At 31.8% G+C, this 26,184-nt stretch carries 30 protein-coding genes and 2 pseudogenes; 3 read left to right on the plus strand and 29 right to left on the minus strand.

All coding sequences use genetic code 11. The annotated features are described in order from the left end of the window. Positions 1-86: 86 nt before the first annotated feature. The 4 genes and pseudogenes from I6U48_RS12130 to I6U48_RS12145 form a co-directional block, all read right to left on the minus strand. Positions 87-701 (minus strand): TetR/AcrR family transcriptional regulator, encoded by a 615-nt coding sequence (locus I6U48_RS12130; RefSeq protein WP_218320727.1) that lies wholly within the window; start codon positions 699-701, stop codon positions 87-89. Positions 702-953: 252 nt separating this feature from the next. Beyond that, positions 954-1,457: a GNAT family N-acetyltransferase gene (locus I6U48_RS12135; RefSeq protein ID WP_246615311.1), complete on the minus strand. Its 504-nt coding sequence runs from the start codon at positions 1,455-1,457 to the stop codon at positions 954-956. Between the two features lie 12 nt (positions 1,458-1,469). Further along, the gene (locus I6U48_RS12140) at positions 1,470-1,856 is read right to left on the minus strand and encodes a MarR family winged helix-turn-helix transcriptional regulator (protein ID WP_218320729.1); all 387 of its coding nucleotides are present in this window, start codon (positions 1,854-1,856) and stop codon (positions 1,470-1,472) included. A gap of 181 nt (positions 1,857-2,037) precedes the next feature. Further along, a pseudogene (locus I6U48_RS12145) lies at positions 2,038-2,179 on the minus strand (DUF2164 family protein). 298 nt (positions 2,180-2,477) lie between these two features. Here I6U48_RS12145 and I6U48_RS12150 point away from each other — a divergent pair. Continuing rightward, on the plus strand, positions 2,478-3,164 hold the full coding sequence (locus I6U48_RS12150) for a hypothetical protein (RefSeq protein WP_218320730.1): 687 nt from the start codon (positions 2,478-2,480) through the stop codon (positions 3,162-3,164). Between the two features lie 71 nt (positions 3,165-3,235). Here I6U48_RS12150 and I6U48_RS12155 read toward each other — a convergent pair whose 3' ends face one another. After that, on the minus strand, positions 3,236-3,427 hold the full coding sequence (locus I6U48_RS12155; RefSeq protein ID WP_218320731.1) for a YwbE family protein: 192 nt from the start codon (positions 3,425-3,427) through the stop codon (positions 3,236-3,238). Positions 3,428-3,589: 162 nt separating this feature from the next. Further along, complete coding sequence (locus I6U48_RS12160; protein WP_218320732.1) at positions 3,590-4,690, minus strand: DUF2974 domain-containing protein; 1,101 nt, start codon at positions 4,688-4,690, stop codon at positions 3,590-3,592. Positions 4,691-4,962: 272 nt separating this feature from the next. Between I6U48_RS12160 and I6U48_RS12165 the strand changes: the two genes are divergently transcribed. Then, complete coding sequence (locus I6U48_RS12165; protein ID WP_218320733.1) at positions 4,963-5,163, plus strand: hypothetical protein; 201 nt, start codon at positions 4,963-4,965, stop codon at positions 5,161-5,163. Positions 5,164-5,232: 69 nt separating this feature from the next. Here the strand turns inward: I6U48_RS12165 and I6U48_RS12170 are convergent, their stop codons facing one another. From I6U48_RS12170 to I6U48_RS12200, 7 genes and pseudogenes are all read right to left on the minus strand, one after another. Then, a complete protein-coding gene (locus tag I6U48_RS12170; protein WP_218320734.1) occupies positions 5,233-5,550 on the minus strand; it encodes a hypothetical protein in 318 nt (105 codons plus the stop codon). A gap of 757 nt (positions 5,551-6,307) precedes the next feature. Then, on the minus strand, positions 6,308-8,788 hold the full coding sequence (locus I6U48_RS12175; RefSeq protein ID WP_218320735.1) for an ABC transporter substrate-binding protein: 2,481 nt from the start codon (positions 8,786-8,788) through the stop codon (positions 6,308-6,310). Between the two features lie 397 nt (positions 8,789-9,185). After that, entirely contained in the window at positions 9,186-10,409 is a 1,224-nt protein-coding gene (locus tag I6U48_RS12180) for a peptidase U32 family protein (RefSeq protein ID WP_218320736.1), read from the minus strand. A 130-nt stretch (positions 10,410-10,539) separates the two neighbouring features. Next, positions 10,540-10,863 (minus strand): annotated as a pseudogene (locus tag I6U48_RS12185) (radical SAM protein); the annotation flags it as partial. A gap of 19 nt (positions 10,864-10,882) precedes the next feature. Continuing rightward, complete coding sequence (locus I6U48_RS12190) at positions 10,883-11,038, minus strand: hypothetical protein (protein ID WP_218320737.1); 156 nt, start codon at positions 11,036-11,038, stop codon at positions 10,883-10,885. Further along, positions 11,013-11,255, minus strand: coding sequence for a C-GCAxxG-C-C family protein (locus tag I6U48_RS12195; protein WP_376774550.1), 243 nt, complete (start codon positions 11,253-11,255; stop codon positions 11,013-11,015). The genes I6U48_RS12190 and I6U48_RS12195 overlap by 26 nt, the downstream gene beginning before the upstream one ends. Before the next feature lie 20 nt (positions 11,256-11,275). After that, positions 11,276-11,632 (minus strand): carbon-nitrogen hydrolase family protein, encoded by a 357-nt coding sequence (locus tag I6U48_RS12200; protein WP_218320738.1) that lies wholly within the window; start codon positions 11,630-11,632, stop codon positions 11,276-11,278. A 110-nt stretch (positions 11,633-11,742) separates the two neighbouring features. On the opposite strand from I6U48_RS12200, the gene I6U48_RS12205 reads away from it, so the two are divergent. Next, positions 11,743-12,036 (plus strand): hypothetical protein, encoded by a 294-nt coding sequence (locus I6U48_RS12205; protein WP_218320739.1) that lies wholly within the window; start codon positions 11,743-11,745, stop codon positions 12,034-12,036. Positions 12,037-12,157: 121 nt separating this feature from the next. Here I6U48_RS12205 and I6U48_RS12210 read toward each other — a convergent pair whose 3' ends face one another. From I6U48_RS12210 to I6U48_RS12285, 16 genes are all read right to left on the minus strand, one after another. Further along, on the minus strand, positions 12,158-12,922 hold the full coding sequence (locus I6U48_RS12210) for an IclR family transcriptional regulator (RefSeq protein ID WP_218320740.1): 765 nt from the start codon (positions 12,920-12,922) through the stop codon (positions 12,158-12,160). A gap of 294 nt (positions 12,923-13,216) precedes the next feature. Next, positions 13,217-14,110, minus strand: coding sequence for a bifunctional enoyl-CoA hydratase/phosphate acetyltransferase (locus I6U48_RS12215; protein ID WP_218320741.1), 894 nt, complete (start codon positions 14,108-14,110; stop codon positions 13,217-13,219). Positions 14,111-14,250: 140 nt separating this feature from the next. Next, entirely contained in the window at positions 14,251-15,129 is an 879-nt protein-coding gene (locus tag I6U48_RS12220; RefSeq protein ID WP_218320742.1) for a thiamine pyrophosphate-dependent enzyme, read from the minus strand. Next, positions 15,116-16,327, minus strand: a complete 1,212-nt coding sequence (locus tag I6U48_RS12225; RefSeq protein WP_218320743.1) for a transketolase C-terminal domain-containing protein — start codon at positions 16,325-16,327, stop codon at positions 15,116-15,118. Before I6U48_RS12225 ends, I6U48_RS12220 begins: the two co-directional genes overlap by 14 nt. Next, positions 16,327-16,632: a 4Fe-4S binding protein gene (locus I6U48_RS12230; RefSeq protein ID WP_218320744.1), complete on the minus strand. Its 306-nt coding sequence runs from the start codon at positions 16,630-16,632 to the stop codon at positions 16,327-16,329. The genes I6U48_RS12225 and I6U48_RS12230 overlap by 1 nt, the downstream gene beginning before the upstream one ends. Then, the gene (locus I6U48_RS12235) at positions 16,586-17,137 is read right to left on the minus strand and encodes a 2-oxoacid:acceptor oxidoreductase family protein (RefSeq protein ID WP_218320745.1); all 552 of its coding nucleotides are present in this window, start codon (positions 17,135-17,137) and stop codon (positions 16,586-16,588) included. Before I6U48_RS12235 ends, I6U48_RS12230 begins: the two co-directional genes overlap by 47 nt. 255 nt (positions 17,138-17,392) lie before the next feature. Beyond that, positions 17,393-17,692, minus strand: a complete 300-nt coding sequence (locus I6U48_RS12240; RefSeq protein WP_218320746.1) for an MFS transporter — start codon at positions 17,690-17,692, stop codon at positions 17,393-17,395. A 94-nt stretch (positions 17,693-17,786) separates the two neighbouring features. Then, positions 17,787-18,062 (minus strand): NUDIX hydrolase, encoded by a 276-nt coding sequence (locus I6U48_RS12245; RefSeq protein WP_218320747.1) that lies wholly within the window; start codon positions 18,060-18,062, stop codon positions 17,787-17,789. 105 nt (positions 18,063-18,167) lie between these two features. Then, on the minus strand, positions 18,168-19,004 hold the full coding sequence (locus tag I6U48_RS30090; protein ID WP_218320748.1) for a methyl-accepting chemotaxis protein: 837 nt from the start codon (positions 19,002-19,004) through the stop codon (positions 18,168-18,170). A gap of 156 nt (positions 19,005-19,160) precedes the next feature. Beyond that, a complete protein-coding gene (locus I6U48_RS12255) occupies positions 19,161-19,718 on the minus strand; it encodes a UbiX family flavin prenyltransferase (protein ID WP_218320749.1) in 558 nt (185 codons plus the stop codon). Between the two features lie 92 nt (positions 19,719-19,810). Continuing rightward, positions 19,811-20,155: a prenylated flavin chaperone LpdD gene (gene lpdD / locus I6U48_RS12260; protein ID WP_218320750.1), complete on the minus strand. Its 345-nt coding sequence runs from the start codon at positions 20,153-20,155 to the stop codon at positions 19,811-19,813. An 11-nt stretch (positions 20,156-20,166) separates the two neighbouring features. Then, positions 20,167-20,400, minus strand: a complete 234-nt coding sequence (locus tag I6U48_RS12265; RefSeq protein ID WP_218320751.1) for a non-oxidative hydroxyarylic acid decarboxylases subunit D — start codon at positions 20,398-20,400, stop codon at positions 20,167-20,169. After that, on the minus strand, positions 20,400-21,821 hold the full coding sequence (locus I6U48_RS12270; protein ID WP_218320752.1) for a non-oxidative hydroxyarylic acid decarboxylases subunit C: 1,422 nt from the start codon (positions 21,819-21,821) through the stop codon (positions 20,400-20,402). Before I6U48_RS12270 ends, I6U48_RS12265 begins: the two co-directional genes overlap by 1 nt. Before the next feature lie 148 nt (positions 21,822-21,969). Beyond that, positions 21,970-23,046: a butyrate kinase gene (buk, locus tag I6U48_RS12275; RefSeq protein WP_218320753.1), complete on the minus strand. Its 1,077-nt coding sequence runs from the start codon at positions 23,044-23,046 to the stop codon at positions 21,970-21,972. A 309-nt stretch (positions 23,047-23,355) separates the two neighbouring features. Then, positions 23,356-24,663, minus strand: coding sequence for an MFS transporter (locus I6U48_RS12280; RefSeq protein ID WP_218320754.1), 1,308 nt, complete (start codon positions 24,661-24,663; stop codon positions 23,356-23,358). 436 nt (positions 24,664-25,099) lie between these two features. Then, entirely contained in the window at positions 25,100-26,032 is a 933-nt protein-coding gene (locus I6U48_RS12285; protein WP_218320755.1) for a ketopantoate reductase family protein, read from the minus strand. Positions 26,033-26,184: the final 152 nt, after the last annotated feature.

The raw sequence follows: 26,184 nt of genomic DNA on the forward strand, positions 1-26,184 counted from the left end.
CTCACCTAGAATACTTAGTAATCTTATCATTACTTGCTTATTAGAAGTTGCGTTACATATACTTAATAATTCATTACCTATACAACCTACAAATATTCTTCCTTATAAAAGTTGTTTCTAAGCATATCCATGCATTCATTAAATTCTTTCATCATGGCATCAAAATTAATTTCCGTTTTATTTGACATTTGTTTTGTATACCCCTCCGCCATCCACATAAGCATTTTCATAAGGAGCTTTAGGTCCACCCCCTCTTTAAACTTTGATGTATCCACACCCTCAAAAGCTATTTTATTTCTAAAATCATCTCCACTATCAAAAATATTTTGTATATCCGCTTTTACCTCTTCATCATTTTCAAAATACACATTTGCCAAAAAGGAAGGTATTGCAGCATGTCTTTTCATTACGGAAATTTCAATATCTGATGACATTTTTATTCTGTCAAAAAAATCTGTAATGCTATTATCAAACTTTTCGTTAACCTCATTCATCATGATGTTGCCGCACAGATTAATTAGATAAAGGTATAATGCTTTTTTTGTGCCAAAGTAGTGAAAAACCATTGCCTTTGAAATTCCTGCAGCTACAGCAATATCGCTTATAGAGGCCTTTTTATAGCCATTAGTCCCAAAAGTTCTAAGAGCAGCATCTATAATCACGTTTTGTTTCTCTACAGGTAAACTAAAAAATTTCTCCAAAAATCTCACCTCTTTAACTTTATCAACCGAATCGGTTAATGCAATTATAATACTATAAACCGATTCGGTCAATAAATATTTTATTTTTCATGTAGTCATTAAAAATAAAAAAGTTATCATAGGAAAACAATTCCTATGATAACTTTCATTTTAAATTATAAAATAAAAATGAAGGGTATGTCGCACCTATAAGCGGGACTGGAAGTAGACTTATCTATTGGTAAGGCTGACTCTTCCTAATTGAACTATGCTCTATTTATCATTATTTAATATTTTTTCATAACAGTAGAATGGTTTTTCCCTACTTAAAAATCTCATTTCACCAACTAGGTCATAACCACACTTTTTAAACAATGCATTCATTTTAGTATTTATGGAATAAGTATCTGTTTTTAAATATTTTATATTATTAGCTAAAGCTAATTCATCTGCAAATTTCATTAATTCAGTACCAATGCCACTTCTTCTGTAGTTTGGATTAACAGCCATTCTGTGAACAACCATACAAACTTCTTTCAATGACCAATTTAATTCATCATACTCATCTGGTTCCACTTTATTAATGCATACAAAACCAACTATTTTTCCATCCCTTTCTGTGACATATAATTCCTCTCTTTTGATATCATTTATAAAATCTTTTTCCTGAGGATAACTTTCATCCCATTGAGTATTATTGTAGGTTCTCATTTCTGCAATAGTTTCCTTTATAATCTCCATAATTTCTTTTGTATCTTCAATAGACGCTTTTCTCATCACACTACCCCCTTAAAAATTTTTTGTTTCTTTCCAATCATTTTCAATATTTTCTCTCATTTTCTTAACTAATTTATTAACTAATTCTTTTTCCTCAGCACTGAAATTATTAAAGCAGATCTCGATATTTCTATTTTCTTCTTCAATAATAAAGGAGTATACCTTTAGTGCCTTTTCCTTGGGATAAAGCCTCCAAATTCTTTTATCAATATGGTCTCTTTTTTTATCTATATACCCTGCTTCAATAAGTTTCTGTGTAGCTTTTGTTGTGGTAGTCTTATCTACTTTTAAAAGATTTGATAAATCAATTTGATTAATTCCTTGATTTTCACATATCCTTGTTAGGAATATAAACTGACCTTTTTGCAGATTTATCTCTTTAAATTTAATGTCGCTCATAGAATGAATACACCGTGACAAAGTTCCTATCTCTCTTAATATATGGCTATCTAAAGCTTTAATAGGACTTCACCTCCTATAAATTTAGTTGAAAGTTCAACTTTATTATTTTTATAATAGCATATAATAGTTGAATTTTCAACTACATTATATGATTAATGTTTGATCTAATTTTTATTATTTATATACAACGAAAATAAGAATCATAAACTCCCTGATTATAAAATTTTGGAGCTAATTCTTCTATGTATAAAGTTCAGCATCAAATTTGAAGCTAAATCCCCTAATTCCTCTTCTCTCTCGTTTAGAAAATATTCCTTTATGCTTTACATAAATTCACATTGAATTACCACTAACTTACACCACTTGTAACTCCCCAACCCCTTGAAAATAAAACCTTCGCCTTAATAAAATATAATTATTACATAAAAACAAAAATATATATTTTATAATAGAGAATGCAAATTTCCAAGAACAAAAATTACCACTCTGGCTATTTTATAAAAGTTGTAATGCCGTAACGTTTACAACTTGTTAACAATCTTTTTCTTCCTGATTTTTTGATATTTGTATATATATTAGTTGTAAGCTAAATTAAAGCTACTTGGAGAATGAATTACCATGGTAAAAAATAAGAATACAACTTGGCATTATTATAGAAATGAGGATGGCATTGTACTTTACAAGGTTGAAAGCAGTGAGTGGTTTCAAAATGGAATCCTAAAAAGACGCTTTCGATGCTACTATAAAGATAAAAACATTGAACCAGTGCTTTATGCGCTCCCATCTGTAATAATGGGTATAAAAAATAATGAAACTATTATTTATGTGGAAGATGAGAAATCCGATGATTCCCTAATGGACATGGGTTTCATTGCAACTACAAATTTTGGCGGTCTTAGAAGCTTTAACAGTTTAAGTAAAAAATATAATGAACAAATAAAAAGAGCTAATCTTACAATCTTCCCCAATAATAGTAATCGCAGCAAAGATTATTCTAAAGCTGTATATAATACTTTTAAAAATTGCTGTAAAAGCATAGGAATTATAGAGATGCCTGATCTCAATAAAAACATGAGTATTTCAGATTGGCTTAATAAAGGTGTAACAAAAAAGCAAAAAGAGGAGCTAGAAAAAATAGCACCGTCACTTTTTGATTTTAATGCCCTATCCATAACTTCTACTTTAATTCCATATCTCTGCAGCTTGTTTTTAAAAGGTAAGCTTGAACATATGGGAATTAAGTACAATCATCTTTTAATAGAAAAAAGTTGCGAAGGGGTTTACTTTTTACTTCAGTTAACATAATTCATTAATTGTTAACTCTGCTTCAAATAAATATCGTAAATCACCAAAGAACAAAAATTCATCAATTTTTCTCATTTTATTTCTTGAACTCTTCCAACAATTCCATCCTCTAGCATAACTTTGATACCACGATGATGAACTTCTGAGTTTGTAAGGAGCCTTTTTACTATACCCTCAGTTAACTTTCCAGAGCGCTGATCTTGTTTTTGAACAACTAGGACTCTTGCTCCAATTTTTACATCTTTTCGTCTTGTTCCATCCATAAGTATTACTCTTCTTTCTTAATTTTTATATAGCACAATTATAATATAAATACCTTGATACAGGAGCTATATTTTGCTGTATTATATACTTACCATAATATATCACAGTATCCTTGACTTCTCAAGTGGATGAAGATTTTTCTTAATACTATTCTCTCTTTATCATTCATCAACATTAAATAAAGAGAAACGTAAATTTTTCACATACAATGACAAAAGTGATATTATTGTATCAAAAACAAAGCGCTTGGTTTCTACGTCAATACCCTTTACAGTTTCCATGGCTATAACTACTTTTTTACGCCAATCCTCAGTCAAATCACTGAAATTCACAACCCCCATGGATTTAAATACGCTATAGAGTGTTGTTACGAATAACTCTCGTTTTTCATCTTCTAAAGATGAGAGCCACTGATTAATGACATTATTGATATGTTCTGCACCTCCAGTAATACTTTGTGTATATTGAAAGTCACCTTTATTAACCACCCATGAAAAAGGGTCATGTTGCATAATTCCGAACTTGTTGCTTTCTACCACAATATAATCTTCCTGATGCTGCAAAAGCATTCCTACTAAAGAGGATTGAGGCAAAGTTTTTTGTATCCTTGTTTTAATGCTTACATACTTTTCCCTCGTAAATATTTCATCTCTAAAACCAGGACCGTCATGACTGTAAATGCCCACAATACGATCTTGAACAGCCTGATGACACTCCATGGCAGAATAAACCGCAATATTTCCTCCCTTAGAATGTCCGCCCACAATTAATGCATGTGGAAACCGTTCAGCAACAGCATTCAAATAAGAAACTCCCTCCTGCTGTGCAGGTACTGGAGAAATAAATGCCATATTGAAGTCCTCTTTCCAGCCTACAATAGTAGCATCTGTACCTCGATAGGCAACATAAGCTGTTTTATCATCAAGTAGGTAGGTCACCGCCGCAAATTGCTTTTGTAAAGTTATATCTAAGCTATCTGAATAGCAGCACATACGAATATTTCGAAATCTTGGACTCATTCCAAGAGCAATCAAAAGTCTATGGTTACTTTTTGGATCTCTCACATTATAAAGCATGTGCGGGATATGCTCTGCTTTGAGCAAGTCTCCAATTCTCACAGGTTCCCTGTTATCTGCAATCCCCGGTAAAACTTTATCAAAATGAATATAGACAAATTGAGATAGAACCAAGCTATCTACCAGATTGAACTTGGTAGTTTTAAAGTCCTCCATTTGTGACTCTACATAATCTACAATATTCATATTTTATCTCTCCTAACCTATTGTTTTTACCTCCTAGTAATATCTTTCGGTTTTTCATAATACTATTATAAGAGATTTGTAAGTATTCTACCATATATATTATCTGTGCCTTAATATATGAAAATTCACTTTTCCCTCAAATCCAAAATATTTTCTTTATAAACAACAGTTATGTAGATATCTTAATAAAAATCAGAATTTATAGATAACTATTGCATTTTTTATACAACCTGTCATAATATATAGTAAATATAGCTGAAAGGATGATTTAAATGAAAAAATCAAAAAAGAAATTAACTGAGAACATTAGCTTTACGATTGACATGAATAAGCTTAACTTAAACAGAAGAAAGTTTGACTCAAGTGAAATTGGCAGAGGTACTGGAATCCATAAAAATAAAAAAGGTAAAGGCTCTTACACCCGCAAGAATGTTAAGATTGATGACAGTTCTTGCGGGTGTTTTGTTTTATAAAGATGCTTCATATGAATAGAGTCATAATTTAATCAAAGGCTCTGCTATTTTCTTTACATACATTTCTGTTCACGATATATATTCACCGATAATTATATTGGTAAAACTGATATGATTTTTATTTTGCTGAGTTAAAGTCATTTTAATATTTTTACTGGATGACATAGTAGAATCATACATATTAGGCGAGTCAATTTTGAAAATAACTTCAGATGTATTTTGATCATCATAAAATATTATAGAATTATCTTGTTGAATTACAGTAATTAAATTTTTAACTTCTAAGTTAAAAGTAAGAATTGGGTTGTTTACTTTATTTTTAATTATAAAGTTTTCTTTAAGCAGCTCTGATGCAATATTGTACTGCAAATCTATATTAGGATACACATTAGAAAATTCCACTGCTGAGGAAAGATTTTTTACAGTCTATTTCTGTAAATTTTGAGCTCTTATATCTATAACTTTATCTTGTCTTTTTTTATTTTGTAGTGCTGCTGAATCCTTAATCACAGCCATAGAAGCAGCTTCCTTATTAATGTCCCAGGATATTTCATACTTATCCTTTCTTATAACTACAAGCCTTTTATTCTTTATATTTTTTGCTATTCTTATCTTAAAATCATTATCTTTATTCTCCAGTACCTTATTACTAGTTTCATCTGAAGCTTATACCATGGAGTTATCAATATTCTTCCACCTTCCATTACTTAAATAATGGACTGGCTCACTATATATTTATTGCCTCGAAGGTTGAATCTTCCTTTAAAAAGTGCTTTACGTTTTTTCAAAATGGCCTCCAGATAATAAATTCTTACCTTAAATTATATTTATACTTTTATATAATTATATCTGTAAGCAGCCTTATGGTTTCCGAATCATCATTAAGTACATTGAAGGAGGCTTTTTATCCGCTACACTAAGAAAAATCTTTAATTAAAAGAAACTCCTGCTCTCTTCTTTTACAGGAGTTCTCCCTAATCATGCGACGTTTTGCATCATCAAAATAAGCATAAAAAATAAATTAGTTCTCTGACGTAAGGAAGAAAAGTTACCTTCATTGTCCTCTAAAAATGCTTTTGTATCTTCCAAACATTACTGATAATTCTTGCACAGTATAAGTTAAGTATATTTCGTGCTTATATATTTAATTACTTTCCATAATTATATCTTCATATCTAACTATTCCAAGAGGACTAACTCTTACTCCTATTATTCCTTTCCTTGAAACGCATCCCACCTGTGGATGATATAAAAATATCCATGGAGCATCTTCTACTATTTTTTTCTGTATATCTTTATACATTTCAATTCTCTTTTGAGGATTTATTACCTCCTTGGCCTTATTCATCATTTCTGTTACTACTTTGTTATTGTATCCAGTGAAATCAGTAACATTAGCTGGATTAAACATTGGTTGAAGAAAGTTATCCATATCTCCAGTGTCTGAAATCCACCTACTTAAAAACAAATCTCCTCTACTAATTGATTCAGGGTTTAAATACTTATCTGAGCTTATTTTTTCTAAAATACATTCAATTCCTATATCTTTTAAATCATTTATAATAAGTTGTGTTATTTTGTTAAAAGTAGTTTCACTACTTTCATCTCTAATTAAGATTCTAAGCTTATTGTTTCCTGAGGATATATTTTTCCTATTTAAAATTTCTTTTGCTAATCTTGGATTATATCCGAAACCTGATAAATAACCATTATCAATCATGTTTGGAGGCATAGGTCCCTTTGCTTCTTCCCCAAGTCCACCTAAAACCTCATCAATAATTTTTTTCCTATTTACTGCTGCATTAAGAGCTGCCCTAATTTCTTTGTCTCTAACTAATACCGAATTGGAATTCAAGTTGAAACCTGCATAATAAGTTGCCATTACACTCTTACATTCTATATTTTGAATTTTGTTATTTTTGAGCTCTTCTATTTGTCTATTATTATCTATTGTTATAAAATCACACTCTTTGTTAACAAAGCTGCTAGAAGCTTGTCCACCATCAAACTTTACAATGACTTTATCTACATAAGCAGCGCCACCAAAATAATCTTTAAATGCAGCTAATGTACACTTATCCTTTTCTATACTCTCTATAATGTATGGTCCACAGCCTGTAAGTTGTCCTTTTTCAACATCTTCTTTTGCTAGTATAGAACAAATATACTGACCTAAATTAAGTAAAAATCCACTATAAGGTCCTGTTAATTTTATAGAAATTCTGTACCTATCAAGTATCTTTATTCCTTTTACCTCTTTTGCTTGTCCTTTTGAATATTCCTTTGCACCTTCAACTTGCTCCAAAAGCCAGGCATTAGGAGAATTTAATTTAGGACTTAATAACCTTTCATAGGAATATTTCACATCCTCAGAGGTTATCTCCCTTCCATTATGAAATTTAGCGCCTTTCCTTAAATTAAATACCCAGGTCAAATTATCTTCTTCAACATACCAACTTTTAGCAATACCTGGAGCAATTTCTCCTACCGAACTAATGAGAAGTAATCCACCATGGACATTATACAAAATCTGACCACTTTGTGCATCAAAAGCCATTTGAGGATCATAACATAAAGGAGCTTCGATCAAAAATGTTGTAATTACTGATTCAATTTCACTTGCATTCTCAATCTTATCAAGAAGTTCACTAGATATAATTTTAAGATCTTCTGAAACGTCTGAGAGAATATTTAATGCAGTTTTAGTATACTGAGTATTTAATGATGTAGTTTCTACCATCTCCATAACTTTTCTCGAAGTCTTACTCATATCCTCCGTTGAAGCTATAATAGCTTCAAGGCTTTCAGTTTGCCTTGAGACTGCTTCATTAATTTCTTCGGCAACATCGCTGGTAGTGCTAACTGCTCCTATTATGTCATTAAATACCTCCTTTGTATTATTGGCAATATTGTTTCCTTCTAACACCCTATCCATGCTTCTATTCATAGCATTTATGGTTTTGTCTACGCTATCATTTATTTCATTGATAGTCTTTGAGATTTGTTCAGCAGATTCAGCACTCCTTTGAGCTAAGTCCTTTACCTCCTGAGCAACTACTGCAAAACCCCTGCCTGCTTCTCCAGCCCTTGCAGCCTCTATAGATGCATTAAGTGATAATAAATTTGTGTTATCTGCTATATCTTTTATAATTACAAGCATCTCATTTATATGTGCTGCTTTTGAACTCAAATCATTTACTACTTTTTTAGCATCTTCTACGGACATTTCAATATCATTCATTGCTTTAATAGATCTATCTACTGCATTGCTTCCTTCTTTAGCTATTCCCATTGTTCTTTCAGCTATCTGCTTTGAATTTTCTGTGCCTGCAAAAACTTCTTCTGCTAAGGCTGAATAATTATTTACTTCACCTACAACTTTTTCTATAGATTCCATTTGCACTTCAACATTTTGCACGATATTTTGTGTTAAGGATATTAAATTTTCAGTTACAAATCCAGTTTCTTGTATTTTTTCGCTTATTCTTTTCACTATACATTGCTGATTGCGTTTTAAAAGACCCAGTTCGCTGCAATTTTTAATTTCATCTACATCCTTATGTACAAGGATTTGCTTAGTATCATCCTGAACCAATTTATGTCTATTTTTTATCCATCCTAACATTTTCTCCACCTCATTTGATTAATAAAAAAATAATTCTTTAAAGATTTATTTTTACCTCTAAATTGAACTTTTTTAAGTAATACAGGAAAAATCTATATAAAAGATTATAGCACAAAATGAAAGAAATAATTATTGAAACTATATCACAGATTAATAAAATTTAAAATACGCAATATAAAAAGAGCATAGATAAGCTAAACTCTCAAAAACTCATCTATACTCTATATTGCTGTGAAAAATTTCAAACTAATTCAAACTCATAATATAATTCTAGAACTATTAGATTCAGAGATCATTCTTTCTATAAGCCTTGTTTTACCATTTATACAATTTCTGCAGTGATTTAGAGTGTCCTTTACACATACGTATTTGTATTTTTAATACCTTCTTTAATTAATTACTGTACCTTGCTTTTAATAAGCATATCATCAGGATTTAATACCTCATCACATTTAATTGTAAAAATCATCTGTGCGGAAGGTGCACTATCTATAGGTTTACCATTTGTCTTTCTCATATCTTGAAGCTTTATAGTTTTGTTATCTCCCTTAGGAATTAAAACTTCAACAATATCTCCATTATAAACTTTGTTTCTTTGCTCTATGGTTGCAATATGAGTTCTCTTATCATAATTTCTTACAATTCCTACAATATCGTAGTTTCTAATATATGCCGAACTTTCATAATGCTGTTTTATTTCTTCATCAAAATAGAAACCAGTAGTATATGTTCTATGACTAGGCTTTACAAGATATTCCATCCACTTAGAATTAAATTTATAATTCTCCGGATCTTCTATATACTTATCAATTGCTTCTCTATAAGCTTTTACTACAGATGCAACATAATAGGAACTCTTCATTCTTCCTTCAATTTTGAAGGAGTTTATACCAGCTTGAATAAGCTTAGGTATATGTTCTATCATACATAAGTCCTTAGAATTCATAATATAGCTTCCATCTATATCTTCGGTAATTTGCTGATATTCTCCTGGTGCTTTTTCTTCTACCAGATGACATTTATATCTACAAGGTTGAGCACAAGCCCCTCTATTAGCATCTCTACCTGTTAAATAATTTGAAAGCATACACCGTCCAGAGTATGCCATGCACATTGAGCCATGAACAAAAGCTTCTATGTCACAAGTTTCAGGAAGCTTTTCTCTTAGCTCCTTAAAATCCTTAAGACTCAATTCTCTTGCCATAACCACTCTTTTAACACCAATCTTATGCCAAAATAGAGCAGACTTATAATTTAAACAATTTGCCTGGGTACTTAGGTGTATTTCAAACTCTGGTACTACTTCTCTTGCTGCTAAAATAATGCCTGGATCTGCCACCAATATTGCATCAGCACCAATATTTTTAAGTTCTATAAGATACTCTTCTAATCCTATTAAATCCTCATTATGAGGGAATATATTTACTGTTACATGAACTTTTTTCCCTCTGGAATGTGCAAATTCAATTCCTTCTTTTAATTCTTCAGTAGTAAAGTTATCTGCAAAGGCTCTTAAATTTAATTTACTGCCTCCAAGATATACAGCATCAGCACCAAAATTTATAGCTGTTTTAAGTTTTTCTAGGTTCCCTGCTGGTGCCAAAAGTTCTGGTTTATTCATAACTTAATCTCTCCCCGTCTTTATAGATCCCTACAGCCTACAGTCGTCTATAAATAAAATAATTTTTCTTTCTTAATATTACTAGAAATCTGAGTACAAATCCAGATTTTCATTAACACCTTCCAACAAGGATTAAAATTCTATAAGCTTTATCAATAAGTTTAAAGGTTTCAATGGTATCTGTAGTAGCTAGTGTATCTCCTGGTCCAGCAATACCTACTACGGTTATCTTAGCACAAAATTCTAAAGCTTTTTTTACTATATCTACAGCATCTTTGGGCTTTAGTATTCCCTTTACAACGCCAGGTCTCTCCTCGTTATCATTACAATCCCTTTTGCAAAATCTACATTGTATATTGCAGCTAGGACTTACTGGAAGATGAATTCTCCCATAATTTAAATGAGCTTCTCCTCCTAGACAGGGGTGAAGCTTAGAAATCTTTGAAAACTCCATAATATTTTCTCCTTGTCAACTATATCTCTTGTTTAAGCAAAGAATCAGCACATTGTTTTCCCCAGTTTCTTAGGTCTTGAATATCAAGAGGAGAAGGTACCTTTGACTCAGTATTCTTAGCTATTTTCTCTGCTAATCTAGTATAAATTTTAGCTTGCTCTGAATACCATACCAAGAGCCATTTGTCCACCTGAAACTGCACCACATAAGCATCCGGCTTTTCCCATACCTATAGGAAATCCACTTGCTAATTTAACAACATTTTTATCAAATGGTTGTCCTAATAAATCGTTAACTGTTTGTACCACCGATTCACTACAGAAAAATGTGCCACTTCTAAAAAGCTCCTCTGCATTATATTGAACTTTATCTAAAATTTGTTCTTTTGTCATTTTATGTATTCCTTCCTAAGTTATAAGTGTTTTAAATTCTTTTTGTCCTTAATAGCTTTATGTGTTAACACATTGTCAATTAATATAGAAGCATCAAAATGTTTTTCATTTTCTTTTAAGTATATATTAGGAACTGCTATTATATTGAACTCTTTGCACTTTTCTTGAATTTTTTTTACTTTCTCATTATTAATTGACAATATATAATCTGATGTATCCGCTCCTTCATATTGTGGAAAGAATGGACTCAATTGTAATTCTGGAAAACAAATAAGCTGCGCTCCGTTTTTTGCTGCCACTTCAATTAAATGTAAAGTTTTTTCTAAATTTTTATTTGTATTTTCACTAATTTCCATTTGTGCTAATGCAATCTTCACAATAATCATCTCCATTTTTAGTTATTTAATTACAACTTAATGTTATTATAGTATAATTTAGATATCAAGAAATAAAATCCCCATCTGTGCTACTACAGAATTGAAGTAGAATGTTATGTTTAAAAAATACTATATCTTCATTTCAGCATCCTAATATAAAATGGAATGTTCCTAAATCCGGATATTTTTCCTGTATATATGTAGATGGTAATCTTCAATATGATAAAGTAATAAGTTCACTGCAAAATGATAGTATAGAATTGTTAAATACCAATACCTGCTTTCTAAAAGAATATAAAAATGACCATTACTTTAGAATAAGCATTAGTAAAGTAAATGAGAATAAAATTAAAAGAGGCATTCCCGTAGTTCTTAGTACTATTAAAAAAAATATGAAGCTGTAGCCGAACTTTTGTACATTGAAATTTTCATTAAAATTTTCCAAATTATTATTTATATTAAAAAACACATAAAATCTCTTAGTAAAAATGTTAAGAGATTTTACGTGTTCTTTAATATAGGTATTTAAATGCTATACCCCATTGTTTTTGATAATTCCTCAGAAATTTCTTTAATTGAACATATTAAAGATTCTTTGTTCTGCTTCATCCGTGCTGTTGGTCCCGAAATGCTTATTGCTGCAACTGTTTTTCCGTTAATATCTTTTATTGGAGCTGCATAACATACTAAGCCAATCTCGCACTCTTCTACATCTTCTCCATATCCCTGTGCTCTTGTCTTTCTTAATTCTTCAATTAACTCATTTGAATCTGTAATAGTACACTCCGTTTTTTTCTCAAACTTAAACTCTCGTATTTTTTTTTCTAATTCTTCATCTAAAATACTTGCTAACAGTACCTTACCCGTTCCAGTACAATATGCTGGCAATTTAGCACCTATTTTTGATGTCATTTGGATAGTAGAATTACTGGATTCCTTATCCATAAAAATAATATTATAGTCTTCATCAAGAATAGCTAAATGAGTAGTCTCGTTATGTTTATCTCTAAGCTTTTGCAAGAAAGGCTTAGCAGTAGAATATTTATTTTGTCTTTCCAATACGATTGAGCCATAATGAGCAAATTTTATTCCAAGTTTATACTTAGCATCAGATGTCTTATAAACAAATCCTTTCTTCTCCAAAGTATAAAGCATTCTAAAAATACTTGCTTTTCCCATATTTAACTCTTTGCTGATTTCCGCAAGACTCATTTCTTCACCCTTACTTAGTAAATCCACTACTTCTAATGTATTATAAACTGAACTTAAAAGATATTTATCGTTATCCATTGTTAATCACCCTTTTCTGCATATGTAATATTCTATAAAATTTTAAAACTCTTCTCATTATCTCTCAACAACAATGCCTAAATATGATATTAACATAATGCGGACAATGGTGCAATATAGATAACTGTATTAATATGGTAAGTGCTTTTTTCAAGATAAGAAATTGAAATAGGCCTGTTGTATAATGTAAAATTATACCACATATTAATCTTTTATTTGTAAATCAATATATGGTGTTGTAAATTACGTAATACAATGGCCTAATCTTAATTTTTTTATTTTTTTAATATTCTATTATGATATATAACTTGCAAGTGCTACTGAAAACACTTTATTTTTTACTGAATCAGCTCTTGATGTCATAATAACAGGTGCTCCTGCTCCTATTACCGCTGCAGCTACATCTTTATGTGCATAATAAGTAAGTGCTTTTGTTAATACATTTCCTACTTGTAAATTAGGTGCTACTAAGATATCAGCTTGTCCTGCTACTACACCTTCTATACCTTTATGCTTTGCTGACTCTATGGATATTGCATTATCTAGCGCTAAAGGTCCATCTATTATAGCATTTTTTATCTGACCTCTATCTCCCATTTTGCTTAATATAGCCGCTTCCAAAGTATCATTTATTGCTGGATTTACTACCTCAAGAGCTGAAATCAATGCAACTTTTGGCTTATCATACCCTAATTTTAATGCTAAAGCTACAGCATTTTCTATAATCTGCTTTTTTTCATCTAAAGAAGGTTGTATAGCCATTGCACAGTCTGTAAGTAACTGAAGTCCTTCTCCAGATTCTTTGTCAAAGACAGATATTTGACTTACTAATTTTCCTCTATTTAATCCCTTTTCTTTGTTTAAAACTGCCTTTAAAAAAGTACCTGTATGAAGCAAACCCTTCATTATTGCTCCTGCTTCACCCTTTACCACAAGTTCAACTGCCTTTTCTGCTGCTTTCTTATGATCAGGTTCATGTATTATTTCGCACAAAAGCTTCTTATTATTATCTGCTGCTATTTTTTCTATTTTTTCTGCGTCGCCTACAAGAATAAACTCTGCTAATTCAAGCTTTTTAACCTCTTCAACCACTTCTAGTACATCTAAATCCTCTGCTGCTGCTACAACAATCTTTCTCTTTTCTCTACTTTTTACTTGCTCTATTAAGTCCTTTAAATCCTTTATCATTTCTTCACCTCTAATTAATGTTATAATTATAAAAGTAAGGAGTTATTGCATTTTTACAATACTCCTTATCTTATTAATATTTATCTGGGGAAAGTTATTTTTATGAGAAAACTTAATCTAAACCTAACAATCACTTGATATTAAACCATACTCTCTAATCTCTTAATATATTTTTCATAATGTTCTGTAGTATATTTTTGCAATTCTTCTCTTTGTTCTGCACTTAAACCTTTAAATCTTCCTTGAGGTTTAATATATTCTTCTACAGGCTTTAATTCTTTTGGCTTACTATTTATTGTTATCTTTCCATTTTCATATTCAAATAGAACCCAACATCCTGTTTGTACAGCTGCTCTCGCTAGCTCTATTGTTTTAGCAGGATTATATCTCCATCCTGTAGGACATGGTGTGTGTATATGCAATAAAGATGGACCATCTGTATCCTTTGCTTTCTGCACTTTTTTCTTTAAATCTGTTAAATTATGAATTGAAGCTGTTGCAGCATAAGGTATATCATGTGCAATTGCTATTTGCATTAAATCTTTTCTTCCAGTTGGTTTTCCTGCTGGTGTAGTTGTTGTACTTGCTAAAAATGGTGTTGAACTACTGCCTTGTATTCCTGTATTCATATAAGCTTCATTATCATAGCATATATAAAGTACTTTATCTCCTCTTTCTAGTACACCAGATAATGCTTGAAGTCCTATATCTACAGTTCCACCATCACCAGCAAAACCAACAACTGTTGTATGAGTATTTCCCATTGCATTTAACGCTGCTCTTACTCCTGCTGCACCTGCTGCAGTATTTTCGAGGTTTCCTTGATATCCTGGAATTTTTATTGCTGTTTCATTTCCATAACCTGAAAATAATGCTGAACATCCTGGTGGTATTATAATTATTGTATCTTCGCCTAATACATCTAAAACATTTCTTATAATTAATTCCATTCCACAACCTGCACAAGCACTTACTCCATGTGGTATTAATCCTTTTGAATTATGTTTAATTTCGTGCATTTTTTTCCACCTGCCTTATATCCATAGCATTTTCTTTTACATCTATCCACTGTGTATGATCTTTTCTCTTTCCTTTTTTTATTTCTAAAAGTTCATTGAATATTTTTTCTATATTATCTGCTGTAACGTCTCTTCCTCCAAGTCCTCCTACATAATGTCTTATATCACAATCTACTGCTTTCATAGCTGCACAAGTTTCACTCCAAACCGGGCCACCTTGTCCACCTAATCCAGCACTTCTATCAAATACTCCGATTACTTCTTTTCCTTTTAAAACTTCTTTTAAATACTTTACTGGGAATGGTCTAAATACTACAACTTTTACCAAACCTACTTTTTTACCTTGTTCCCTTAATTTGTTAACTACATATTTTGCAGTACCACACATTGAACCTAAGGCTACTAAAACTACATCTGCATCTTCTGTTCTATATCCTTCTACAATACTTAACTTTCTTCCAAACTTTTCTTCAAATTCTTTTTGTACCTTTTCTATAACTTCAAAGGAGTTGTCCATAGCTACTTTTTGTTGATATCTCATTTCTGTATAATCATCAGATCCTGTTAAGTTACATATAAACATAGGATCTGATGTATCTAAGTATGTATTTTTAGGCACATACGGTCCTACAAATTCATCTACTTCTTCTTGACTTGGTACATCTATTTTCTGCATTGAGTGTGAAAGGAAGAAACCATCTAAACATACCATTGCTGGTGTTAATACTTTTTCATCCTCTGCAACTCTATATGCCATAAGCATAATGTCATATACTTCTTGTACATTTTGACAATAGAATTGTAGCCATCCCATGTCTCTTTCTGCCATTGCATCTCCATGTTCACACCACAATGTCCATGGTGCTGCAAGTCCTCTATTTACAACTGGCATTACAATTGGAGCTCTTACTCCTGATGTCATTCCTACTACTTCATGCATTAAAGCTAATCCTTGTGATGCTGTAGCAGTTGCTGTTCTCACTCCTGTTAGCTGGGCTGTTGTTGCAACTGATAAAGCTGTATGTTCTGATTCAACACGAACATATTCTGCTTTCAATTCCCCTGATGCTACTATTTCTGATAGCTTTTCTGCTATTGTGCTTTGAGGTGTTATTGGATATGCTGATACTACTTTGACTTTTGCCATCTTTATAGCTTCAACTGCTGCTCCATTTCCATCTAGCATTTTATAAGCCATTAACCTTCACTCCTTTCCGGTACCATACTAATGCATTTCTTAGGACATTCATTTGCACAAATTCCACAGCCTTTGCAATAGTTAAAATCGATTTCAATGCACTCGACTTTATCTTTTATTACATCAATTACATTTGCTGGACAATACTTTTCACAAGTTCCACATTTAACACAGGCTTCAAAGTCAACTTTTGGTCTTTCTAATCTCCAGCTTCCTGTGTTTGCAGCGGCATATACATTAGCTACTGGTCCATATACACTACATTTTTTTGATTTGTTCGTAAGAGTCTCTTGCTGCTTTTGCATTTTTATCACCCGCCTTTTTACCAAATGTTATTCTAATAGCATCTTCAATTGATTCAATTTTAGCTAAACCTGTTGCTGCCAATGCGCCAAGCATTGAAGCGTTTGGAATTGCCATACCTATGTTTTCTACTGCTACTCTAGTTCCATCTACATAATATACTTCTTTAAAGTTATATTTCTTGTAACGTTCTAAAACGTTTTCGTCTTCAGTATTTAATACTAAAACACTATTTTCGTGTATTCCTTCTGAAATGTCTATGCCTTTATCTATAATTGAACTATCTGCCACTAATACGATATCAGGATCATAAACAAATGAATTTAATAATACTGGCTCATCATCTACAATAATGCTGGTATTAACAGGCGCACCTCTTCTTTCATGTCCATATGCTGGTACTGTAATAGCATATTTTCCTTCGTTCAAGGATACTGCTTCTGACAGCATTTTTGCTGCTGTTACTATACCTTGTCCTCCTAGTCCGTAAAATTTTAATTTAATCATTTTATTCTTCCTTCCTTTCATCTTTGTGATTAAAGTAAAAGATATACTTGGTTAAAGTATTCATTTTGATTGCATACTCGTTTCTTTATAGTATACAACGTTTCTTTATATATAATTATAGACTTTTCTAATTCTTTTGTAAATAGATTTTTAAAATTTTTCTTTATAATACTTATTGTGTGATATAGAGAAACGTATCCTAATTTATTCTACTCCACGTTTTATAACTTTACCTTTTTTTATATATAAATTTGATTACGCCTGTTGTTGACTTTCTTTAGCTATATTAGACATATTTGACTCCTTTTTAGTGAGCAAAATTGATATACATCCAATAATAGCTGGAACTATGAATGGTTCGAAAACTGTTGTCATAGAAAAATTCGCCTGAATTAATACACAAATAATTATTGATGCTGTTGCACTCCCCAAACGAGAAATAGCTAATCCCCATACCACTGCCGTTCCACGAATAGATATAGTATAAAACTCTGGTGCTACTGCGAGAGTCAAATTCTGAACCGAACTTACTGCGGCTCCAGCTAAGAACAACATTTGATACCCAAAACTTTGTTTATAGTATTGAAAATAAAAATAGGATTTAGTACTAAAATTAATTTTATTTTCAGTACTAAATCCCTCATTATCATCAAAATTTTTTGATACAAATCTCTTCCTCTAATCTTCTATAAATAGCATCTTGCAAGTTTTCACTATATCGAGGGTGACTGCAACAAGTATTAGTCCACAATCCTCCAGAATGATATTTTGTTTTATGCCTTTTTTGTATCAATAATTCATTATTAGAATTAAAGACAAATATTGAAAAAGCTCTATGTAATACGCCCTTATAATGTGCTTCCATTTTTTTAATAGACCCTATTTCTTTATTATACTTGTCAACTGCTATAATATATTCTTCCATATTAACTTCTCCCTAGGATTAGATTTTAATTTTATTTATATCTTCTTTAATTGTCCAATTAATTCATATAAGGCAATTAAACATAGGTCTACACCCATACATATTCTAAACTTTTGCTGCTATTTCCTCAAGTACAGAAGCTGTTGAATTAATCTTCTCTAAAGCCGCTGCTATTTCCTGAAGAGTGGCTGCTTGTTCTTGGGTCATTTCACTGGATTTACCAATATCAACAGAAAAACCATCAAATACCTCCTTTATTAGTTCAAGAATTCCTTTAGTTTTTCCAATAGACTCAGTGCTTAAGTTGGATAACTTTCTTATTTCTTCAGCTACTATTTTAAACCCTCTTCCAGCATCTCCAGCCCTTGCTGCTTCAATTGCTGCATTTAAACCAAGAATATTTGTTTTACTGCTTATGTTATTTAATACTTGAAGAATTTCTTTCGTCCTTTTTATTTCTTCAGTATATTCTTGTGTATCAATAAGCATTTTCCCATTAATTTCTGCTATATTTTGAGCAATATTGGCGATATCCGTAACTGCTGCTGTTATCTGTTGAAGGGCTGTAGATAAATTTAGAGATAAATTATGCATTTGCTCTTGTTTTTCCAAACTATTCCCTACTGTTATTACCCCTGATACCTTTCCTTGATTATCTTTAATAGGAACTGCCACAGCTTTAAAGGCAAATCCATTTCTTTCCTTTGGAACTACATCTGATTGAATTTTTCCTGTTTGTATAGCTTTATAAATAATGCCCTCAGTTTTAATTGGATCTCCAGGCTTTACTTGGACTTTCATATTTTCACTTTGAACATAATTTAAAAATTTTTCCCTGTTGGTCACCGCAAAATTCGAATTTGGTTCAAAAAAGTGTTTTAAATATGGTATCAATTTGTTAAATGCTTCTAATATCGAATCAGGTTCCATATTTTCTTGCATTTCTATAACACTCCCTTCTATATAGTCAGAATACAGGGCTTCACAAAGCTGTTAACTTTGAACTTTATTTTAGAAATTATTAAAATAAAAACCACCTTAACATCTGCGACAGTTAACTGCAACAACTATTAAAGTAGTCAGATTTTGATCCTATGGTTAACCATCCCATCTCTTTGCTTTATTATATATAATTCCAAATTGATCAAGTATTTTCATTACATGATGATTTATTATATCCTCTACACTTTGAGGACTATTATAAAAAGCTGCCATTGGTGGAACCATTCTTACTCCGATTCTTGATAATTTAAGCATGTTTTCTAGATGTATCGGACTTAATGGAGTTTCCCTTGGACTCAATATTAATTTTCTTCCTTCTTTTATCATTACACCAGCAGTTCTTGAAATCAAATTATCATCATAACCATTGGCAATTGAACTAAGTGTTTTCATACTACAAGGCAGAATTACCATTCCATCTGTGATAAATGACCCACTAGAAGTTTTTGCACCTAAATTCTTATGATCATATATGTAAGTTGCTAAACTCTCTAAATAATCTAAGGAGTAATCTGTTTCTATTTCTAGATTCTTTTTTGCCCATTCACTCATAATTAAATGAGTGTTTATATTTTTATTCTCTTTTAAAACCTCCAGCAGTCTTACTGCATAGATGGTTCCAGTTGCACCTGTCACTCCAACTACAATTTCCATTATTTCATCTCCTAAAACCAATTATTGAAAAAGACCTATTGCATAAATCTTTTTTATTTTTCAAATATGCAATAGATCTTTTTCTATGTTACTTATTTTTTCTTTTTTAGCTGCAAACACAGTTCTTCTGCCATTTGACAAGATAAACTAGCAACATCTGATATTTCTTCTTTTGTAATATTATCTAAATGTATACCACAACATATTGCAAAATTCCCTGAATATCTTTTCTTTAATATTTCTCCTAGCATTTCTGTAATTACATATTCCTTATGTGTTCCAATTGGAAATGTTTCAGTTGAATAATCTTGTGTACCTATTGTTACAGAACCAAGGTGTGCTTTCCCTCCAGTTAATATTACACATATATCTTTTCCCATCTCAAATGCTACAAGTTGTATTTCTATTCTATTTAACTTTTTATTTATTTGTATCATTAATTATAGCTCTAGTCTTTTTTCTTAATTAATTCAGGAATTGGTGGTATTTTATCAAGAGAAGAAATTTTACTACTATCTATTTTAAATCTTTTATCGTATTTCTCTGGATCTTTTATATCATCGCTTTCAGTTGATCTCCATGAAAAGCAGCAGGTTTCACATATATACACTTCCCACGCATCATCAACAGGAGCTTTTGTCAATAAATCTACATTTTTAGAATCGCATCTTGGGCAAATCATTACTTATCTCCCTCTTTTCTCATTGTATTTCTTAGATAATTCATCCAATAATCCACTTTGTCTGGAACATCTAGTAGCTCTGTATCTCTAGCTTTGTCTGGTGCAACTGGAGTTGTAGCATCTATAATAAGTTTTGTGTGCATTCCAGCTGGTTCTGAAGAAGGGTCTAATGGCATGCCTGGTGCATTTGGAATAAGAACTACATCCTTATCCGGTCTTACCCTTGTAGTTAAAGCCCACATAACTTGTTCTAAATTAAATGGATCTACAAATTCATCAACTACAATAACTATTTTAGAATAAGGCATTCCATGAGGAGTGGATAGTAGTCTCATTGCTACTGACTTACCATATCCTCCAAATCTTGATTTAGTTGAGATAATAACACCTATTCCATGAGTATACATAGCATTTACAGCAACTACTTCTGGAAAATCTCTTTTTAGTTGTCTAAATAAAGGAAGACTTGTGTTTAAAGCCATTAAATAGTCTATTTCTGTCCAAGGCATACCTAGATATAAATTTTCAAAAATAGGATTTATTCTGTGAGTAATTGTATGTATTTTTACTTCTGGTTGAAGTCTAGCTCCTGAATAACTTCCTGGGAATTCTCCAAAAGGACCTTCTATTCTTCTTTCTCTTGGCATTATATAACCTTCAAGAATAACCTCACTTCTAGCTGGAATATCTAAGTTTCCCTGTTCGCTTTTTGTAAGTTCTATAGGCTCACCTTTCAAGGCTCCTGCAAAATCGTATTCTGATTGAACATATTCAATTGGTGTACTTGACATAAAATTAAGTACTGGATCATTACCAAGACATATTGCTATTGGCAATGGTTCATTTCTTTCTTCTGCTTTTCTCAAATGAACTGCTATGTCATGAAAAGGTAGTGGTTGAATTCCAACTAAATCTTTTCCCTTTACCTGTATTCTATAAGTACCAGCATTTTGTTTTTCAAAATTATCTGGATCTTCTGGATCTTTACTTACTATTAAAGCTTTAGATATGTAAAAACCTCCATCATACTTATTAACTCTAAAAAGAGGAAGTACATCAAATAAATTAATATCAGTGGTAATCTTAACTTCTTTAACTGGTGCATTCTCTACCCATACAGGTTTAATTGGATAATCTGACCACTTTTTATCTAATTCAAAAAATTGGTCCTTAACTGGAGTATCTTTTGGTAACCCTAGCATCAATGCATGGTTTTGCCACGAGCCATGTACGTTTAATGCCACACTATTCTTATAACCTTTTACCTTTTCTACAATAACCGCTGGACCGTTTTCCATATCTGGAGCAGATCTTCCTATTGCACTTAAATCTGGTTCAGGCATAACTTCATCTTTAACTCTTATTAATTGATTTTCTTTTTCTAACACTTCTAGAAACTCTCTTAAATCTCTGTAAGACACTTATATCTCTCCTTCTTCTACATATCGTTCATCATTGTTGAACATTGTTCATCATCGTGGTTAATATTTTATATTCTATTATTTAAAAAACAGTTTGTCAATATCTGAATCATGTTTTGAATTATTATTTTCTATATCATGAAAATCCTTAAATACAATCCTCTGTTAGTTCTCTTATAGTTTCCTCTCCACGAAGAGACTCAAAGGCACCTCTGGCAAGGGATTCCATTTCATTTTCTCCTGGGAACACTACAATTGGAGCGATAAAATTACATCTCTCCTTTATTTTCTGCACAACATACTTAGAATTTGCAATACCTCCGGTAAGCAGAATGGCTTTAACATCACCACAAAGTACTGTAGTCATGGCACCTATCTCCTTACATACTTGATAGATCATTGCATCAAGACACAAAGCAGCTTTTTCATCTGTTTCCGCCATCTTTTCTACGGTTCTAACATCGCTGGTACCAAGGTAGGCTACAAGTCCGCCCTCTCCATTGAGCATTTTTTTCACTTCATCATAAGTGTATTTACCTGAGTAGCAGAGCTTTGCTAATGCTCCCACTGGAAGTGCTCCTGTACGATTTGTAGAAAAAGTTCCATCTCCATCTAAGGCATTATCACCATCAACCATCAGGCCATTTTTATGAGCAGCTACTGAAATTCCACCTCCAAGATGGACTACAATTAAGTTAAGTTCATTATATTTAAGTCCATTTTCACGAGCATATCTTTTTGCTGTAGCTTTATGACTTAAAGCATGGAAGCTACTCTTACGAGGCATAAGTGGATGTCCAGATAATCTTGCTATAGGATCAAATTCATCAGTAATAGGAGGATCCACTACTAAAGGAATAGCTTTACTTTCCTTACACATTTCATAGGCTATTTTACTTCCCAAATCACAAGCATGGCGACCATACATTCCACTTGCCTGTTGAAGAAGCATTTCACTGTTAACTTTATATACTCCACCTTCTAAAGACTTTGTATGTCCACCACGGCTAACAATAGCATCTAATGAAGTTTTATCAATTCCATTCTCCTTAAGAAACTTTTCTACAATTTCTTTACGATATTTGTGCTGATCCATTATATCAGAAAATTTTACAATATCCTCTGTAGGATGGTCTTCTGTTACACGATTTATACAAACATCATCCTCATAATATGCCATTTTTGTTGATGTTGAACCTAAATTTATTGCTAATATTTTATACAATTATATCACCTCTTAGTTTATATTTTTTGTAACATATAATATAGCGCTGCTTATATAAGCTATTATATTTTGAAGCAATAACTGCAGTCATACAGTTATTGCTTGTTAATACAATTTTATGTAGTCTAAAAATACTAATTACTGTACTCTTATGCTTTAAAGGTTTTCATCTAGCACTTCATCAATTATCACTCATTATCAATACGAAACGTTTTCAACATAATAACACTTACCCTAAAAAACCTTATCTTCATGGCTACATGTCCTAGTATTTCTATGAATTAATATGATATAACTCATCAATAATATTTATTCAGCAGCTTCACTCTTGGACAAGCTTGATTTTGTATTAGTTCCTGCAGTTTTTTCTGGCAGTGTCATTGTTACCAAAAATCCTATTACCATAAATCCTGCTAAAGTATAAATACCTACTCCTGAGTTAAATAAGGTAGTTAAGAATCCTACTAAATATGGTCCTAAAAATCCACCTAAATTTCCTAATCCATTTATGACCCCACGAGAACTTGCTGCCATATCACTTTCAAATAATAATGGTGGCATTGTCCAAAATGTACTTGATGGAGCTTGAAAGAATACACCACAACCTATAAGAAATGCAAATGATACCCAAACATTATTCTTAAATACTACTGATAGCATTAAACATATTCCAAATGCTATCAAAGGTATAGCTGTGTAAAGCCTTCTATTCATGGTTCTATCTGAAAGTTGTGCAAAAACATATAATCCCAAAATTGTACCTACATATGGAATAGCTGACAGTAACCCTACACCAGTCATTCCTGAATGAGTTAGTGTTTTTAAGAGCGTTGGTAACCAAAGTGCAAATCCATAAGTTCCAATACAAAAACACATATAAATTATAATTAGCTTCCACATATTTACGTTTGTTAAAAGCTTGCCAAGGGATACTTTTCCTACTTCTTTTCCTTTTAACGATTCTTGTTCTTCATGTAGTTTAGACTCAATGTAATCCTTTTCTTCTTTGCTAATCCATTTGGCATCGCTAGGACGATCACTAATAAGTGGGAACCAAATAAATAATAATATTATTGCTATTGCTCCTTCTATTATAAATACATTTCTCCAACCATATGTTGATACAATGAAACCTGACAATGGTCCAGTAATTATTGAAGCAATTGGAACATTCATAATAAAAAATGCATTTGCTCTACCACGCTCTTCATTTGGAAACCAGTGACTTAGAATTGTTAGTATTGCTGGCCAAACGCCTCCTTCTGCAACACCTAGCAGGAAACGGATAATAAGTAGTTGCGTCATATTTTGTACCAAACCTGAAAGAACTGCAAGTGCTCCCCATGCAACAATTGTTGCCGCTATAAATTTTTTAGCACTCCCTCGTTCTGCCATTCGAGCCCCTGGAACTTGAAGCGTCAAATATCCAATAAAGAAAATTCCTGCCGCAAGACCAGATGCAGTAGCAGTCATGCCTAGAGCTTTATCCATTCCTCCTGCTATAGCAAACCCTATGTTCGTACGATCCATAAATGCAACTATGTACACTAGCATTGCCGGTGGAATTATATGCAGCCACCTACCTTTTGGAATCCCATTACTTAAATTTTCGTTCATAATTATCCCCCCTTGTTTCTTTATATTAAACAACGTTTCTTATATTAATTATAAACTTATCAGATTATTTTGTAAATAGATTTTCGAAAAAATATTTCTTTATGTTAATTATTGTTTATTATAAAGAAACATTTCTTTAACATAAAATAGACTTATACGCAGTTATATGTTTCCAAAGCTGAAGTCACATATAAAAACTTTTTACTCAATCTTATCAAAATATTTTAGAAAATCTTAGAATAACTTATACGTCTGGGGTACGAGTTTATAAATAATTCTTAGATTTTGTTGAGATTTAGATTGACTAATAGCTTTTATTGCGCCAAGTCTTGAAAACATATATCACAATATAAGTCTACTTTTGGACGTGCTTATCTCTATAGAAAACTAAACTTCCACAAGTTTAAGCAAATATGAATCATAGTAAAATATAAAATTATTCTAATACTTGACTAAAATATCTTTGTTGAATAAGTTTGATCAAAGAATACATAACTCGGGTTACTGGTACATCCATTCCTACTGACTCTGCTTGTTTAACTACAGCACCATTGATAAAATTTACCTCTGTTTGTCTCTTGGCAAGCATATCTTGCATCATTGAAGGCATGTGACTTTCATGTTCAGCAAAAGCCATTTCAAGGTTTTTAATTACAGCTTCTAATTTAGCATCAATTCCAGATTTATTAGCCACCGAAATAACTTCTGTAGCAATTTCAAAAGCAAGAGAATGTCCCTCCTTAGTTGAAGACATATCTCCTATTCGCAGCCTTGTAACTGCTGTTAATGTATTCAACGCAGCATTAAAAGCTACCTTCTCCCAAATATGAACAAACACATCTGCAGAAATTTCACAATTAAGACCAGCTTTATTGAATTCTTTTTCAACAGTTCTTAAAAACGGATGATCTTGTCCATTTGCGCTCATAGCTACTACTATACCATTTCCCATAGAACTTACTCTTCCTGGACCCACAAGGTCACTTGGAAAATTAGTCATACCTACAATAATTCGTTCTTTTGGAACATATTTTTCAATTAACTCTACATTTCCAAGTCCATTCTGCAATGTCATTACATATGTATTATCTCCTATGAAATGTTTAGCTGACTCCATGGCATCTGCTGAATAAATAGTTTTTGTAAATATAATCACAAGATCTGGAATTTCATTTACGCTTTTTGCATATTTCGCTTCAACTTTTATGTATCTAGAGCCAGTTGCCGTTGTGAGCAGAAGTCCATCTCTATTAATAGCCTCAATATGCGCTTTAGAAACATCAACAAGTGTGATATCGTTACCATTTTCGCTAAGCAAGCCTCCAAATAAACTCCCCATAGCACCTGCTCCTATTACTGCAATTTTCATTATTTATTCCTCCTTCAAATTTTATTTCTTTATATTAAACATCATTTCTTTATAAGATAAATATACTCTTTTTTTTCACTTCTGTCTACCAGAAAATAATATTTTTTAGAACTATGTTTATAACTCTTAATAACGATGCCCTACAAAACTTT

The sequence above is a fragment of the Clostridium thailandense genome (assembly GCF_019207025.1).
Lineage (GTDB): Bacteria > Bacillota > Clostridia > Clostridiales > Clostridiaceae > Clostridium_AM > Clostridium_AM thailandense.

Coding starts and splice junctions, on each gene's coding strand:
- I6U48_RS12135 (WP_246615311.1), bottom strand. CDS start 1,457: ATGAGAAAAGCGTCTATTGAAGATACAAAAGAAATTATGGAGATTATA.
- I6U48_RS12140 (WP_218320729.1), bottom strand. CDS start 1,856: ATGAGCGACATTAAATTTAAAGAGATAAATCTGCAAAAAGGTCAGTTT.
- I6U48_RS12150 (WP_218320730.1), top strand. CDS start 2,478: ATGGTAAAAAATAAGAATACAACTTGGCATTATTATAGAAATGAGGAT.
- I6U48_RS12155 (WP_218320731.1), bottom strand. CDS start 3,427: ATGGATGGAACAAGACGAAAAGATGTAAAAATTGGAGCAAGAGTCCTA.
- I6U48_RS12160 (WP_218320732.1), bottom strand. CDS start 4,690: ATGAATATTGTAGATTATGTAGAGTCACAAATGGAGGACTTTAAAACT.
- I6U48_RS12165 (WP_218320733.1), top strand. CDS start 4,963: ATGAAAAAATCAAAAAAGAAATTAACTGAGAACATTAGCTTTACGATT.
- I6U48_RS12175 (WP_218320735.1), bottom strand. CDS start 8,788: ATGTTAGGATGGATAAAAAATAGACATAAATTGGTTCAGGATGATACT.
- I6U48_RS12180 (WP_218320736.1), bottom strand. CDS start 10,409: ATGAATAAACCAGAACTTTTGGCACCAGCAGGGAACCTAGAAAAACTT.
- I6U48_RS12195 (WP_376774550.1), bottom strand. CDS start 11,255: ATGACAAAAGAACAAATTTTAGATAAAGTTCAATATAATGCAGAGGAG.
- I6U48_RS12205 (WP_218320739.1), top strand. CDS start 11,743: ATGTTATGTTTAAAAAATACTATATCTTCATTTCAGCATCCTAATATA.
- I6U48_RS12210 (WP_218320740.1), bottom strand. CDS start 12,922: ATGGATAACGATAAATATCTTTTAAGTTCAGTTTATAATACATTAGAA.
- I6U48_RS12215 (WP_218320741.1), bottom strand. CDS start 14,110: ATGATAAAGGATTTAAAGGACTTAATAGAGCAAGTAAAAAGTAGAGAA.
- I6U48_RS12220 (WP_218320742.1), bottom strand. CDS start 15,129: ATGCACGAAATTAAACATAATTCAAAAGGATTAATACCACATGGAGTA.
- I6U48_RS12225 (WP_218320743.1), bottom strand. CDS start 16,327: ATGGCTTATAAAATGCTAGATGGAAATGGAGCAGCAGTTGAAGCTATA.
- I6U48_RS12230 (WP_218320744.1), bottom strand. CDS start 16,632: ATGCAAAAGCAGCAAGAGACTCTTACGAACAAATCAAAAAAATGTAGT.
- I6U48_RS12235 (WP_218320745.1), bottom strand. CDS start 17,137: ATGATTAAATTAAAATTTTACGGACTAGGAGGACAAGGTATAGTAACA.
- I6U48_RS12240 (WP_218320746.1), bottom strand. CDS start 17,692: ATGTTGTTCTTAGCTGGAGCCGCAGTAAGTTCGGTTCAGAATTTGACT.
- I6U48_RS12245 (WP_218320747.1), bottom strand. CDS start 18,062: ATGGAAGAATATATTATAGCAGTTGACAAGTATAATAAAGAAATAGGG.
- I6U48_RS30090 (WP_218320748.1), bottom strand. CDS start 19,004: ATGCAAGAAAATATGGAACCTGATTCGATATTAGAAGCATTTAACAAA.
- I6U48_RS12255 (WP_218320749.1), bottom strand. CDS start 19,718: ATGGAAATTGTAGTTGGAGTGACAGGTGCAACTGGAACCATCTATGCA.
- lpdD (WP_218320750.1), bottom strand. CDS start 20,155: ATGATACAAATAAATAAAAAGTTAAATAGAATAGAAATACAACTTGTA.
- I6U48_RS12265 (WP_218320751.1), bottom strand. CDS start 20,400: ATGATTTGCCCAAGATGCGATTCTAAAAATGTAGATTTATTGACAAAA.
- I6U48_RS12280 (WP_218320754.1), bottom strand. CDS start 24,663: ATGAACGAAAATTTAAGTAATGGGATTCCAAAAGGTAGGTGGCTGCAT.
- I6U48_RS12285 (WP_218320755.1), bottom strand. CDS start 26,032: ATGAAAATTGCAGTAATAGGAGCAGGTGCTATGGGGAGTTTATTTGGA.